The following is a 13,262-nucleotide window of genomic DNA, read 5'->3' on the forward strand; positions in this document are numbered from 1 at the left end:
CTCTCAAAGCAGCTTGTTCATGGTTTGGTAGCAGCCCTTGGAATCGTTGGAGCCGGACCAGAAGTTGCCGTGGCCAACGACATACAAGCGCTTTTTGGCCCGCGTGATAGCCACGTTGACCAGATTAGGCTTGTGGCCAGCAAAGCTTGAAATCACACCCGGCCTGCTCGGATCACCGCCCAGCAAGAAGATCACAAAGTCGGCTTCCTTGCCCTTTAAGTTGTGCACCGTGCCGCACAAACGGAACACAGTTGAGTCGGCGTCAAGTGTAGTTATTCACTGCCTGTGCCGTCTCTGAACTGAATCGACCAATTTGTAGTTAGCCCAGCCTCCGTCGGTTACCGAATCAATTGATCTTTTCCGCGCTGCTCTCAATGTCTGTTGTTTCTAGTATCAGACATTGGCAGAGAAGAGCTGAAAGACTGCAGTCAGCCTGCAGCAGTCGCTCGAAAGTCTTCGCGCGACAACTACAAGAAGGGCAGCTGATGAGAAACGTACTGCGAAGGGGCGCGATCATGGCGTTGCTGGCAACTCTGGGATGCAGCCAGTCGCCGAGTGGGCGGTGGGAAGCGACGCAAAGCGTCGATGTTCTGCTGAAAAAAGGCGATCCACAGACGGTGGCATTTGTCCTCAATGCAGGGGACGTTTGCGCACTCGGCCAGCAGTGGAGCTTTGAAAAGGAGCTGCGTTACAAGGAAGTGATCTGCCCCCAAGGCAAGGGCTGGATCACTTCCGACACGCCGTTCAAAAAGCTGGGCGGCTGAGTTGGCATTGGGGCGAGTGCTCGCAGTGCCCCTCAGAAGCTATGCATCAACCCCGCAGTCACCCCCGTAGCCACATCCTTGTTCTGCCCGCCCTGAAACCCTCCGCTCCAATGCGTGCGGTCCAGTTCCGCATACAGCTTGCTGCGGCGCGAGAGCTTGTATTCCGCAAACAGCAGGGCGCGGGTGTAGCCGTCTGCGGCGCGGCCGCTGCGTTCGCGTTCCACGCGGTACAGGGCGGCGGTCAGGTCCAGCGTGCTGCGGGCAGACCAGGTGGCGCCCAGCGAGTGCACGCGCTGCACGGTGCGGCTGGTGGTGGCGTTGGTCTGGCCGTCGCTGCGCGCGGTGTTCAGCGCGAGGCGCAGGTTGTCCCATTTGTAGCTGGCGCCCAGGGTGGCGGCTTTCAGCTCCCACTGGTCTGCGGTCTTGAAGCGCTGGTAGGCGCCGGAGACCGTCCATGTCTGCGTGCCATAGGCCAGGCCCGCGCCGGCCGATGAGCGGGCGGAGCCGCCTTGTGCCGTCTCGCCAAAGCTGTACATGGCGCGGGCGGTGAGGCCGCCGAAGCGGCCGGTGTACTTGACCGAGTTGTCCAGCCGGTACGAGCCCGTGGTGGCGCCCGCGCTGCCGTATTCCACGCCCAGGCCGTGGCTGCTGAGCGCGGCGGTGGCGATGTTGGGGTTGAAGGCGGCGAAGCGCATGCCCACGGGGTCCACGGGGCTGATGGCATCTGCCAGCAGGTTGGTCTGGCGGCCGGCCGTGACCTGGCCCCAGTTGCCGCCCAGGCCCACGATGGCCGCGCGGTCGAAGAATTTGCTGGAGTTGGCGGTGGTGCCGGTGTCCAGGTTCAGGCCGGTTTCCAGGTTGAACAGGGCATACATGCCGCCGCCCAGGTCTTCGCGGCCGCGAAACCCGAAGCGGCTGGTGGTGTTGACGCCGCTGGACAGCGCGGCGCCCGAGGTGTTGCTGGCCGCGTTGGCAGCGGTGAGGCCGCTGGTGTAGCGCACGCCGGTATCGGCAATGCCGTAGAGCGTGATGCTGGATTGCGCAAGGGCCGACAGCGGTGCGGCGGCGAGGGTGATCAGCACCAGGGTTTTGGTGTTCATGGGTGTGGCGAGGGTGATAGGGCTGGGCAGCGGCATGCCGCAGCAGTGCCGTTGCAGCGCCGCTGAATGGAGGTCGAACCGGGGAGGGGTGAAGGCCCTCTCTGTGTCGAGGGCCTTGAGTGCCTAGAGAGCCTTGAGGGCTCGGGGGCCTGCCGTCAGGGCTTGGCCGCCGGCTCCATGCCGGTGCTGCGCACGATGGGTGCGGCGGCGGGGGCTGCCAGGAAGCGGATCAGGTGGCGCGCCGTCTCAGGGCTCTTGGCGCCGGTGGCCACGCCTGCGGAGAAGAAGACGCGCTGCTGCACTTCATCGGGCAGGGGGCCGACGAATTCCAGTTCCTTGAACGGCAGCAGTTCGCTGACCTGCTGGAAGCCGATGTCCGCATCGCCACGCAGCACCACGGCGCCCACGCGCTCGCTGAGGATGCGGGTGGCCTTGCCCTTCATCTGCTCGGCCACGCCCAGGCGCGGGAACAGTTCGTTGGCCAGGTAGGTGCCGCTGGCGCTGGCCGAGTAGGCAATGGTCTTGGCATCCAGCAGGGTCTGCCTGAGCGCGTCCACGGTGCTGATGTCGGGCTTGGGCGTGCCCTTGCGCACGCTCATGCCGATCATGGAACGCGCCAGGTCCACGCGGCTGCCCGCCTCCACCTTGCCTTGGGCGGTCAGATTGTCCAAGGCTCCATCCGCGAGGATGACGATATCGAACTGCTCGCCCCGCGCCAGACGGCTGGGAATGGAGTCCTGCGCATTGCCCATGGAGGCACCGCGCGAGGTGACGACCTTGTGGCCCGTGGCCTGCTCGTACAGGGGAATCAACTGGTCATAGGCGGCAGAGAAGCCGCCCGAGGTGACTACGCGGATTTCATCTGCGGCGGCAGTGGAGGGCGTGGCAGCGCCCAGGGCCAGGCCCAGGCTGAGTGCGCCGCCCAGCAGCGCGCCCAGGGTGCGGCGGCGCAGGGTGGATGGCACGGAGGACTGCACAGCGGACTGCAGGGGGGTGGAACGGATGGCGGTCATGGTTTGTCTCCTGGTTTTTTATGGTTGGGGAACGGCTAACGGCTGCCGAGGGAATCAATCGGCGGTGATTTTTCGCTCGCGGATGATGCGGCCCCACTTGGCGTGCTCGGAGGCGATGAACTGGCCCAGTTCCTCGCGGGTGCCCGGGGCGGCGGTCTGGCCGTGCTTGAGCAGGTTGTCGCGCACTTCGGGGGTGTTCAGCACCTTGACCAGCTCGGTGTTCCAGCGGTCCAGCAAGGGCTTGGGCGTTTTGGCGGATGCCACGAAGGCGTACCAGTTGGTGGCGTTGAAGCCGGGGAAGCTCTCGGCCACGGTGGGCACGTTGGGCAGGTAGGCCGGGCGCGTGAGGCCCGTGGTGGCCAGCGGGATCAGCTTGCCGGATTCGATGTGGGGCAGGGCCGTGGGCGGGGCTGCGTAGAAGGAGGTCACGCGGTTGCCCAGCACGTCCTGCAGGGCGGGCGCGCCGCCCTTGTAGGGCACGTGCAGGGTGTCGATCTTGGCGACATCGTTGAGCAGTTCACCGGCCAGGTGCGATGCGGAGCCGGGGCCGGTGGAGGCGAAGTCCAGCTTGCCGGGTTCGCGCTTGGCCTTGGCCACGTATTCGCCCAGGGTCTTGATGCCGGTGGCGGCCGGCACGACGAGCACGTTGGGAAAGTTCACGCCCATGGTGATGGGGGCCAGGTCCTTGAGCGGGTCGTAGCCGATCTTCATGAAGTGCGGCGCAATGGCCAGCGGGCCGATGGAGCCGAAGAGCAGCACCGAGCCGTCGGACGGGCCATTGGCCACCTGCGTGTGGGCCAGGTTGCCGCCCGCGCCGGGCTTGTTTTCCACGACCACGCTCTGGCCGATGTTCTCGCCCAGCTTCTTGGCGATGATGCGCGCGGCAATGTCGGCCGAGCCGCCTGCGGCAAAGCCGACCACCATGACCACGGGTTTCTTGGGGGGGAAGTCCTGGGCCTGGGCGGAGCCCACGGCCAGGGAAAGAAGGGCTGCCAGGGCGCCGCCCGCGATCAGTCTGCGTTGGTGCATGTCGTCTCCGTTTGTTGGTCTTGCCTGCCCGCAGGGGGCAGCGTTATCAAGGGCGCCATCCTATGCAGGGGCTGCTATTCTGTGAATTGCAACTTTTGGAGGGACTGTTGCATGCAGCGCATCAAATTCGACATGGGGGAGTTGATCGCCTTCGTGACCACGGCCGAGAAGGCCAGTTTTCGCCTGGCCGCAGAAGCGCTTTTCCTGTCGCCGCCTGCCTTGAGCCGGCGCGTGGAGCGCCTGGAGTCGGTGCTGGGCGTGCGGCTGCTGGAGCGCACCACGCGGCAAGTGAAGCTGACCGAGGTAGGCCATGAATTCCTGCAGGAGGCGCGCCGGGCCCTGGCCGGCCTGGACGAGGCCGTGCAGCGCGTGGATGACCAGGTCAAGCTGCGCCGTGGCCGCGTGACGGTTGCCTGCGTGCCTTCGGTGGCCACCAATCTGCTGCCCCCGGTGCTGAAATCCTTTGCCGTGGAGCAGCCCGATGTGCAGGTGCACGTCATCGACGAGAGCGCGCACCAGGTGGTGGAGGCCGTGCTGCGCGGGGAGGCGGATTTCGGCCTGAGCTTCACGGGCAGCCAGGAGCCGTCGCTGCGCTTTGAGGCGCTCACGCGCGAGCGCTATGTGCTGGCCATGCCGCGCAGCCATGCCTGGGCCGGGCGCAGCCAGGTGGAATGGGCCGAGCTGGCGGGCAAGCGCCTGGTGTCCGTCTCCCACCAAAGCGGCAACCGGCTGCTGCTGGACCAGGTGATGGCCGGCCTGCCAGAGCAGCCCGTGGCCTGGCACGAATGCAACCACGTCACGGGCGCCCTGGCCCTGGTGGAAGCGGGCCTGGGCCTGGCCGCCGTGCCCCAGCTGGCCCTGCGCCAGGACCATGCCCAGGTCTGCGGCGTGCCGCTGACCGCGCCCGATGTGTGGCGCACGCTGGGCCTGCTGCAGCGGCGCGATCGCATGCTCGGGCCTGTGGCGCAGGCCTTGCGGGAGTGTCTGGTGCAGGCCCAGGAAGCGGGCCGCTGAGCGGGAATGCCGGTTCGGCAACGGCCCGCTTGTGCGCGATGCAGATGCCCGCCTCGCTTGTGACCCGGATGCTCCCCGAACAGCACCGACGGGGCAGGTTTAAAGCTTTATATGAGTTTTAATCATGTAATTGTGAGATAAAACCATTTTACTTCATTGATTTGGCTCCATATCATCCGCTCCCATTGTTCGTTTGCATTTTGGGAAGCAGTCATGGCCATCACTTCACCTCGGACCGCATGGTCGCCACAACCGGCTCCCGCGTTGAACCCCGGCCATCTTGCGTGAGAGCAGCAATGACACGTCCACTTCGTCTGGTCGCCGTATCCGGCGGACTGCAGCGCCCCTCCAAGTCTGCCGCCCTGGCAGAGCATCTGTCTGATCTGATCGCCGACGAAGTTCCGTGCGAACAACGCCTGGTGGAGCTGGGCCAGCTTGCGCCGCAGCTTGCCGGCGCGGTGTGGCGCTCGCAGTTGCCCGAGACGGTGGAGCGGGAGCTTGCGGCGGTGGAGCAGGCGGATGTGCTGGTGGTGGCCACACCGGTCTTTCGCGGCGCCTACACCGGACTGTTCAAGCACTTCTTCGACTTCGTCCACCAGGACGCCTTGATCGACAAACCCGTGCTGCTGGCGGCCACCGGTGGAAGCGAGCGCCATGCCCTGGTGATCGACCACCAGTTGCGGCCGCTGTTCAGCTTCTTCCAGGCGCGCACCCTGCCACTGGGTGTCTACGCGACCGACAAGGATTTCGTGGACTACCGCCTGCACGACGAGGCACTGCTACAGCGGGCCGCGCTGGCGGTTCAGCGGGCATTGCCGCTGGTCGAGCTGAGGCAGCGCACCATGCCCCATCTGGCCGAATCAGCGGCTGTTGCCTGAAGAAAACAACGGTTTTCTCCCCACGCCCATGGGCCTCCTGAACTTATGAAGCTGCTGGCCGGCCAGGACGTGATGGTGGGCCAGGTGCAGGGGAACATCCCAGGAATTCATGGTTTGCCCTGTATCGGATTCAGGCAGCTGTCTTGGAAAAAGACACTGAATCTGTCCAATGGCCAGACACTTTCGGCCCTGGCACGGGCTGCCTGGCCCCGGGGGCACAAGGCCGTCCCTGTCTTGGTGCCGCCTGGGTGCCGCCTGGGCGTGCCTGGCACAAAGCATGCATGGTCCCCTTGCAAAACGGCAGGCCCAGCCAGGCCATCAAGCCGAAAACCCCAAAGGAGACAAACCATGCACCGCCGCCCCTTCCTCCATTGCACCATCGCACTCGCCGCCATGGCCGCTGCAGCTCCTGCTGCACTGGCCCAGCAGGGCGAGATCCGCATTGCCCACGTCTACAGCAAGACCGGCGCGCTGGAGGCCTATGGCAAGCAGACCCAGGCCGGGCTGCTGATGGGGCTGGAGTACGCCACGGGCGGCAGCATGGCGGTGAATGGCAAGAAGCTGGTGGTGATCGAGAAGGACGACCAGGGCAAGCCCGACCTGGGCAAGAGCCTGCTGGCCACGGCGTATTCCGATGACAAGGCCGATCTGGCCGTGGGGCCCACATCGTCCGGCGTGGCGCTGGCCATGCTGCCGGTGGCCGAGGAGTACAAGAAGATTTTGCTGGTGGAGCCGGCCGTGGCCGATTCGATCACGGGCGACAAGTGGAACAAGTACATCTTCCGCACGGGCCGCAACTCCAGCCAGGACGCCATCAGCAATGCGGTGGCCATCGACAGGGCGGGCGTGACGATTGCCACGCTGGCCCAGGACAACGCCTTCGGCCGCGACGGGGTGAAGGCCTTCAAGGACGCCATCAAGAAGGGCAAGCTGGCGCATGAGGAGTACCTGCCTGCCGCCACCACGGATTTCACGGCAGGGGCGCAGCGGCTGATCGACAAGCTCAAGGACCAGCCGGGCAGGAAGATCATCTGGATCGTGTGGGCCGGGGCGGGCAATCCGTTCAAGATCGCGGACCTGGACCTCAAGCGCTACGGCATCGAGATCGCCACGGGCGGCAACATCCTGCCCGCCATGGCGGCCTACAAGAATCTGCCGGGCATGGAGGGCGCCACGTACTACTACTACGGCATTCCCAAGAACCCGGTGAACGAGGCGCTGGTGTCCATGCACTACAAGCAGTACAAGACGCCGCCGGATTTCTTCACGGCCGGCGGCTTCTCTGCGGCCATGGCCATCGTGACGGCGCTCAAGAAGACAGGTGGAGACACCAAGACCAACGGTCTGATCAAGGCCATGGAGGGCATGAGCTTCGACACGCCCAAGGGCCAGATGACCTTCCGCAAGGAAGACCATCAGGCCCTGCAGAGCATGTACCACTTCAAGATCCGCGTGGACCCGGCGCTGGCCTGGGGCGTGCCCGAGCTGGTGCGCGAGATCAAGCCCGAGGAGATGCAGGTCCCCATCCGCAACGGCCGCTGAGCAATGTTGCGCACAGAGGATCTGACCATCCGCTTCGGGGGCCATGTGGCCGTCAACGGCGTGAGCTGCGCTTTCGAGCCGGGCACGCTGACGGCCATCGTGGGGCCCAACGGGGCGGGCAAGACCACGTATTTCAACCTGATCTCCGGGCAGCTCAAGGCTACGGCAGGGCGCGTGCTGCTGGGCGGGCGCGAGCTGACGGGGCTGGCCCCTTCGGCGCGCACGCGCGCCGGGCTGGGACGGGCGTTCCAGCTCACCAATCTGTTCCCGCACCTGAGCGTGCTGGAGAACGTGCGCCTGGCCGTGCAGGCGCGCGACGAGGGGCCGCACCGGCGCGGCCTGAACCTGTGGAGCATCTGGAGCGACCACCGGGCGCTCACGCAGCGGGCGCTGCACATCCTCGACCAGGTGGCCCTGTCCGCCCGGCGCGACGAGGCCGTGGCCGCGCTGCCGCATGGCGACCAGCGCAAGCTGGAGGTGGCCTTGCTGATGGCGCTGGAACCCCAGGTCTATATGTTCGACGAGCCCACGGCGGGCATGAGCCATGACGAGGCGCCGGTGATCCTGGACCTGATACGCAAGCTCAAGCAGGACCGCAGCAAGATCATCCTGCTGGTGGAGCACAAGATGGATGTGGTGCGCGAGCTGGCCGACCGCATCATCGTGCTGACCAATGGCACGCTGGTGGCCGATGGACCGCCGGCCGAGGTCATTGCCTCGCCTGTGGTGCAGCAGGCCTACCTGGGTGTGATGCCGGAGCAGGGCGCTGTGAAGGAGGCCGCATGACGCTCGACCACAGTTCCCACCCGAACCTGCTCGAACTGTCGGGCGTGCACACGCATATCGGGGCCTATCACATCCTGCATGGCGTGGACCTGGCCGTGCCGCGCGGGCAGCTGACCATGCTGCTGGGGCGCAACGGCGCGGGCAAGACGACCACGCTGCGCACCATCATGGGCCTGTGGCGGGCCAGCCAGGGGCGCATCGCCTTTGGCGGGGCCGACATCACGGCCCTGCCCACGCCGGCGATCGCGCGGCTGAACATTGCCTATGTGCCCGAGAACATGGGCATCTTCGCGGACCTGACGGTGCAGGAAAACCTGCTGCTGGCCGCGCGCGGCGCCTCGCGCGCTGACCGCATGGACGCGCAGCGGCTGCAGTGGATCTTCGGCATGTTCCCGGCCGTGGAGAAGTTCTGGAACCACCCGGCCGGCAAGCTGTCGGGCGGGCAAAAGCAGATGGTGGCGGTGGCGCGCGCCATCGTGGAGCCGCGTGATCTGCTGATCGTGGACGAGCCCAGCAAGGGCCTGGCGCCGGCCATCATCGAGAACATGATCGCGGCCTTCGCCCAGCTCAAGGCGGGCGGCACGACGATTGTGCTGGTGGAGCAGAACCTGGGCTTTGCGCGCCGCCTGGGCGACCGCGTGGCGGTGATGGACAACGGCCGCGTGGTGCACGCGGGCGGCATGGCCGAGTTCTCGGCAGACGCGGCGTTGCAGCAGTCGCTGCTGGGGCTTTCGCTATGAACAAGCTGAACAGGCTGAACAAGCTGGATTGGGATTTCAAGCCGCTGCTGCTGGTGCCGGTGCTGGCCCTGGTGGCGCTGCCGCTGGTGGGCTCGGGCTCGACCTGGCTGACGCTGACGGTGGCGGGGCTGGCCATGGGGATGATCGTGTTCATCATCGCCTCGGGGCTGACGCTGGTGTTCGGGCTGATGGACGTGCTGAACTTCGGCCACGGCGTGTTCATCGCGCTGGGCGCCTTCGTGGCCACCAGCGTGCTGGGCGCCATGGGCGACTGGACGGGGTCGGACCAGCTGTGGCGCAACCTGCTGGCCGTGCTGCCGGCCATGGTGGTGGCCATGCTGGTGGCGGGCGCCATCGGGCTGGCGTTCGAGCGCTTCATCGTGCGGCCCGTGTACGGCCAGCATCTCAAGCAGATCCTGATCACCATGGGCGGCATGATCATCGGCGAGGAGCTGATCAAGCTCATCTGGGGCCCGCAGCAGATTCCGCTGCCGCTGCCCCAAGGCATGAAGGGCGCCTGGCTGCTGGGCGATGCCGCCGTGGAAAAGTACCGCGTGGTGGCCGTGCTGGTGGGGCTGGCGGTGTTTGCCCTGCTGGCCTGGACGCTGTCGCGCACCAAGATCGGCCTGCTGATCCGCGCGGGCGTGCAGGACCGCGAGATGGTGGAGGCCCTGGGCTACCGGGTGCGCCGCCTGTTCGTGGGCGTGTTCGTGGCGGGCTCGGCCCTGGCCGGGCTGGGCGGGGTGATGTGGGGCATGTACCAGCAGAGCGTGGTGCCGCAGATGGGCGCGCAGGTGAATGTGCTGATCTTCATCGTGATCATCATCGGCGGGCTGGGCAGCACGGGCGGGGCGCTGATCGGCGCGCTGCTGGTGGGGCTGATGGCCAACTACACGGGGTTCCTGGTGCCCAAGGTGGCGCTGTTCTCCAACATCGCGCTGATGGTGGCCATCCTGCTGTGGCGCCCGCAGGGCGTCTATCCCGTGGCGAACCGCTGAAGGAGTGATCGACATGCTCAACCGATTGCTTTCCGGCGACCTGCCGCGCAGCCGCGTGCTGGCGGTGCTGCTGCTGTTGATCTTCCTGGGGCTGGCGGCGGCGCCGTTCGTGTTCCCTGGCGTGAAGGCGCTGAACGTGGCGGCCAAGGTGCTGATCTTCGTGGTGCTGGTGGCCAGCTTCGATCTGCTGCTGGGCTATACCGGCATCGTGAGCTTTGCGCACACCATGTTCTTCGGCATTGGCGCCTATGGCGTGGCGATTGCATCGTCGCGCCTGGGCGCGGGCTGGGGTGCGCTGGCGCTGGGCCTGGGCGCGGCGCTGCTGGTGTCGCTGCTGCTGTCGCTGGCCATCGGCCTGTTCTCGCTGCGCGTGCGGGCCATCTTCTTTGCCATGATCACGCTGGCCGTGGCGGCGGCGTTCCAGACGCTGGCCTCCCAACTGTCGGAATGGACGGGCGGGGAGGACGGGCTGAGCTTCAAGCTGCCCGAGTGGCTGTCGCCCAGCTTCGAGCCCTTCGAGAACGAGGTGCTGGGCGTGCTGATCGACGGACGCATCATCACCTACTACCTGCTGTTCGTGCTGGCCGTGGCGCTGGTGCTGGCGCTGCTGCGCATCGTCAATTCCCCGTTCGGCCGCGTGCTGCAGGCCATCCGCGAGAACGAGTTCCGTGCCGAGGCCATCGGCTACCGGGTGGTGGTGTACCGCACCCTGTCCAGCGTGCTGTCGGCCCTGTTCGCCTGTGTGGCCGGGGCCATGCTGGCGCTGTGGCTGCGCTATAACGGGCCCGATACCTCGCTGTCGTTCGAGATCATGATGGACTGCCTGCTGATCGTGGTGATCGGCGGCATGGGCACCATCTATGGCGCGGCGATCGGCTCGGTGCTGTTCCTTATCGCCCAGAGCTATCTGCAGGACCTGTTGCGCGTGGCCAGCGAGGCCGCGCACAGCCTGCCCTGGCTGGCCGCGCTGCTGTCTCCCGACCGCTGGCTGCTGTGGCTGGGCGTGCTGTTTGTGTTGTCGGTTTACTATTTCCCCACGGGCGTCGTGGGGCGTCTGCGTTCTTCCCGCGCAGGAGCCTGACCAGGGCCCCTGGCGCATTCGTGCATCAGAGAACTACCACAAGGAGATGGGCATGTTGAAGCGTGAAGAGATGGTGTCGTCGATTCCTGCAACCCCGTGGCGCTGGGCCGTCACGGCGCTGGCGGCGGCCGCGCTGGCGGCCTGCGGCAGCGGCGAGCGTGAGCCCAGCAACGACCTGCCCAAGGGCTTTACCGAGCTGGGCGCCACGGTGTATCCGGCCACGGCCACCGGCACGGGTGCCACGGCAGCCACGCAGGACTTGCTGACGGGCGGCCTGGGCAAGACGGGCCTGGGCGCCGCAGCCGCGCCCCTGTACGCGGACCCGGCCAATCCCACGGCGGCGGAGCTTCGGCGCAATGCGCTGTACTCCAACTACCGGGGCATCCTGGACCCCACGGCGGGCGGCGGCTACGGCACGCTGTACGGCCCCAACATCACGGCAGACGGGCAGGTGACTGCGGGCGAAGGGCTGATCCCCGGGCGCGAGTACCTGGCCGTGCTGGACGACGGCACGGGCCGCAAGCAGACCATGGTGGCCGTGCAGGTGCCGGACAGCTTTGACCGCAACCGGCCCTGCATCGTGCTGGGCCCGTCCTCGGGCTCGCGCGGCGTGTATGGCGCCATCGGCACGGCGGGCGAGTGGGGCCTGAAAAAGGGCTGCGCCGTGGCGCTGACCGACGCGGGCAAGGGCGTGGGCCTGCACAACCTGAGCGACGACACCGTCAACAAGCTGGACGGCACGCGCGCCGCGCGCACGGATGCCGGCAGCCTGTCCTTCTTTGCCGCACGGCTGACCGATGCGGCGCGCGCCGCCTACAACGCGGCGTTTCCCAACCGCATTGCCATCAAGCACGCGCATTCCCAGCAGAACCCTGAAAAGGACTGGGGCAACGACACGCTGGCCGCGGCCCGCTATGCGCTGTACGTGCTCAATGCCCGCTATGGCACCACGCAGGACCCCGTGCCCTTCGGCAAGGACAACACGCTGGTGCTGGCGGGCTCGGCCTCCAACGGCGGCGCGGCCGTGCTGCGCGCGGCCGAGCTGGATACGGACGGCCTGATCGACGGCGTGGTGGCCTCCGAACCCGTGACCGAGATGCCCACGCGCCAGGGCTACACCATTGCCGTGGGCAATGCGACCATGCCCAACCCGGGCCGCACGCTGGCCGAGTACACCACCTACGGCAACATCTACCAGCCCTGCGCGGCGCTGGCGCCCGATGCGGCGCTGACCGAGACCTCGATCTTCAACTACATAGGCCTCACCGCCATGACGGCGCGTGCCGAGGCACGCTGCACCAGCCTGGCCGCCAAGGGCCTGGTCATCGGCGCCACCACGGCCGACCGCGCCGCCAATGCGCTGAGCAAGCTGCGCCTGTACGGCTGGACGCGCGACCACGACCGCATGCACAACGCCCACTACGCGCTGGGCAACGGCCCCATCCTGTCGGCCATGTACACCATGGCCTATGGCCGGTTTGGCGTGGATGCCAACCTGTGCCGCACCAGCTTTGCGGCCGCCAATGCCACGGGCGACGTGGTGCCCGCCACGGGGGCCGCGCTGGCCCAGAGCTTTGCCACGGGCAATGGCACGGCCAACGGCACGCCCGCCACGGTGGTCTACAACGACTCGGTGGGCGGGGCCAAGGCCTGGCAGTTTGCCGTGTCGCCCTCCACGCGCGTGGCCGACTTCGGGCTGGACAACGCGCTGTGCCAGCACGCGCTGGTGACGGGCTTCGATCCGGTGACCGGCTTCAACCTGTCCGAGAGCAGCGTGCCCACGCGCGCCCAGAGCGACGCCGTGCGCGCCGGCATCAACGAGGTGCTGCACACAGCCAAGCTGCGCGGCAAGCCCACCATCATCGTGGCGGGCCGCAGCGATGCGCTGGTGCCGGTCAACCACAATGCGCGCGCCTACACGGTGCTCAACCGTGGCCTGGATGGCTCCAGCACGCGGCTGCGCTATATCGAGGTGGTGAATGCCCAGCATTTCGATGCCTTCCTGCCGTTCTCCGGCTTCGACACGCGCTTCGTGCCGCTGCACCCGTACTTCAACCAGGCCATGGATGCCGTGTGGGCCAACCTGCGCAGCAGCACCGCGCTGCCGGCCAGCCAGGTGGTGCGCACCACGCCGCGCGGCGGCCAGCCGGGCGCGGCGCCTGCCATCACGGCGGCCCAGGTGCCGCCCTTCGTGACGCGGCCCGCAACGGCCAACACCATCGAGGTCAGCGACGGGCTGATCCGCATCCCTGAGTGAGCCAGGCCCCGGGGCGGCCGGCTGCCACGGCGGCCGGCCGCTCCTGCACAGAGATTTCTT

The 13,262-nt window shown here is 67.0% G+C and carries 13 protein-coding genes; 9 read left to right on the plus strand and 4 right to left on the minus strand.

Features of this window, described 5'->3' with window-relative positions:
• Positions 1–3: 3 nt before the first annotated feature.
• Positions 4–249: an AAA domain-containing protein gene (locus ACF8LI_RS21380; protein ID WP_392414033.1), complete on the minus strand. Its 246-nt coding sequence runs from the start codon at positions 247–249 to the stop codon at positions 4–6.
• 236 nt (positions 250–485) lie between these two features.
• Between ACF8LI_RS21380 and ACF8LI_RS21385 the strand changes: the two genes are divergently transcribed.
• Complete coding sequence (locus tag ACF8LI_RS21385; protein WP_392414034.1) at positions 486–764, plus strand: hypothetical protein; 279 nt, start codon at positions 486–488, stop codon at positions 762–764.
• Positions 765–796: 32 nt separating this feature from the next.
• On the opposite strand, the gene ACF8LI_RS21390 is transcribed toward ACF8LI_RS21385, so the two are convergent.
• From ACF8LI_RS21390 to ACF8LI_RS21400, 3 genes are all read right to left on the minus strand, one after another.
• Positions 797–1,900 carry a porin gene (locus ACF8LI_RS21390; RefSeq protein ID WP_310637094.1) on the minus strand — a complete coding sequence of 368 codons (1,104 nt, stop codon included), beginning with the start codon at positions 1,898–1,900 and terminating at the stop codon, positions 797–799.
• Positions 1,901–2,019: 119 nt separating this feature from the next.
• Positions 2,020–2,877, minus strand: a complete 858-nt coding sequence (locus ACF8LI_RS21395; protein WP_392414035.1) for a substrate-binding domain-containing protein — start codon at positions 2,875–2,877, stop codon at positions 2,020–2,022.
• Positions 2,878–2,931: 54 nt separating this feature from the next.
• Positions 2,932–3,906: a Bug family tripartite tricarboxylate transporter substrate binding protein gene (locus ACF8LI_RS21400; RefSeq protein ID WP_392414036.1), complete on the minus strand. Its 975-nt coding sequence runs from the start codon at positions 3,904–3,906 to the stop codon at positions 2,932–2,934.
• A gap of 111 nt (positions 3,907–4,017) precedes the next feature.
• Here ACF8LI_RS21400 and ACF8LI_RS21405 point away from each other — a divergent pair, with 111 nt between their 5' ends.
• From ACF8LI_RS21405 to ACF8LI_RS21440, 8 genes are all read left to right on the plus strand, one after another.
• A complete protein-coding gene (locus tag ACF8LI_RS21405; RefSeq protein WP_016449615.1) occupies positions 4,018–4,920 on the plus strand; it encodes a LysR family transcriptional regulator in 903 nt (300 codons plus the stop codon).
• A 296-nt stretch (positions 4,921–5,216) separates the two neighbouring features.
• The gene (gene msuE / locus ACF8LI_RS21410) at positions 5,217–5,798 is read left to right on the plus strand and encodes an FMN reductase (RefSeq protein ID WP_016454049.1); all 582 of its coding nucleotides are present in this window, start codon (positions 5,217–5,219) and stop codon (positions 5,796–5,798) included.
• Positions 5,799–6,146: 348 nt separating this feature from the next.
• A complete protein-coding gene (locus ACF8LI_RS21415; protein WP_017406780.1) occupies positions 6,147–7,340 on the plus strand; it encodes a substrate-binding domain-containing protein in 1,194 nt (397 codons plus the stop codon).
• Positions 7,341–7,343: 3 nt separating this feature from the next.
• Complete coding sequence (locus ACF8LI_RS21420) at positions 7,344–8,126, plus strand: ABC transporter ATP-binding protein (protein ID WP_043791655.1); 783 nt, start codon at positions 7,344–7,346, stop codon at positions 8,124–8,126.
• A complete protein-coding gene (locus ACF8LI_RS21425; protein WP_046240153.1) occupies positions 8,123–8,866 on the plus strand; it encodes an ABC transporter ATP-binding protein in 744 nt (247 codons plus the stop codon). The genes ACF8LI_RS21420 and ACF8LI_RS21425 overlap by 4 nt, the downstream gene beginning before the upstream one ends.
• On the plus strand, positions 8,863–9,864 hold the full coding sequence (locus tag ACF8LI_RS21430; protein ID WP_392414037.1) for a branched-chain amino acid ABC transporter permease: 1,002 nt from the start codon (positions 8,863–8,865) through the stop codon (positions 9,862–9,864). Before ACF8LI_RS21425 ends, ACF8LI_RS21430 begins: the two co-directional genes overlap by 4 nt.
• A 13-nt stretch (positions 9,865–9,877) precedes the next feature.
• Positions 9,878–10,945, plus strand: coding sequence for a branched-chain amino acid ABC transporter permease (locus ACF8LI_RS21435; RefSeq protein WP_392414038.1), 1,068 nt, complete (start codon positions 9,878–9,880; stop codon positions 10,943–10,945).
• Between the two features lie 52 nt (positions 10,946–10,997).
• Entirely contained in the window at positions 10,998–13,202 is a 2,205-nt protein-coding gene (locus tag ACF8LI_RS21440; protein ID WP_392414039.1) for a 3-hydroxybutyrate oligomer hydrolase family protein, read from the plus strand.
• Positions 13,203–13,262: the final 60 nt, after the last annotated feature.

It is taken from the genome of Delftia sp. WSY_12 (assembly GCF_043104645.1).
Taxonomy (GTDB): Bacteria; Pseudomonadota; Gammaproteobacteria; order Burkholderiales; family Burkholderiaceae_C; genus Comamonas; species Comamonas tsuruhatensis.

Bases quoted from the DNA above. Each gene is read 5' to 3' on its own strand.
- ACF8LI_RS21420 (WP_043791655.1), top strand. From the start codon at position 7,344: ATGTTGCGCACAGAGGATCTGACCATCCGCTTCGGGGGCCATGTGGCC.
- ACF8LI_RS21385 (WP_392414034.1), top strand. From the start codon at position 486: ATGAGAAACGTACTGCGAAGGGGCGCGATCATGGCGTTGCTGGCAACT.
- ACF8LI_RS21435 (WP_392414038.1), top strand. From the start codon at position 9,878: ATGCTCAACCGATTGCTTTCCGGCGACCTGCCGCGCAGCCGCGTGCTG.
- ACF8LI_RS21390 (WP_310637094.1), bottom strand. From the start codon at position 1,900: ATGCCGCTGCCCAGCCCTATCACCCTCGCCACACCCATGAACACCAAA.
- ACF8LI_RS21405 (WP_016449615.1), top strand. From the start codon at position 4,018: ATGCAGCGCATCAAATTCGACATGGGGGAGTTGATCGCCTTCGTGACC.
- ACF8LI_RS21430 (WP_392414037.1), top strand. From the start codon at position 8,863: ATGAACAAGCTGAACAGGCTGAACAAGCTGGATTGGGATTTCAAGCCG.
- msuE (WP_016454049.1), top strand. From the start codon at position 5,217: ATGACACGTCCACTTCGTCTGGTCGCCGTATCCGGCGGACTGCAGCGC.
- ACF8LI_RS21400 (WP_392414036.1), bottom strand. From the start codon at position 3,906: ATGCACCAACGCAGACTGATCGCGGGCGGCGCCCTGGCAGCCCTTCTT.
- ACF8LI_RS21415 (WP_017406780.1), top strand. From the start codon at position 6,147: ATGCACCGCCGCCCCTTCCTCCATTGCACCATCGCACTCGCCGCCATG.
- ACF8LI_RS21440 (WP_392414039.1), top strand. From the start codon at position 10,998: ATGTTGAAGCGTGAAGAGATGGTGTCGTCGATTCCTGCAACCCCGTGG.
- ACF8LI_RS21425 (WP_046240153.1), top strand. From the start codon at position 8,123: ATGACGCTCGACCACAGTTCCCACCCGAACCTGCTCGAACTGTCGGGC.
- ACF8LI_RS21395 (WP_392414035.1), bottom strand. From the start codon at position 2,877: ATGACCGCCATCCGTTCCACCCCCCTGCAGTCCGCTGTGCAGTCCTCC.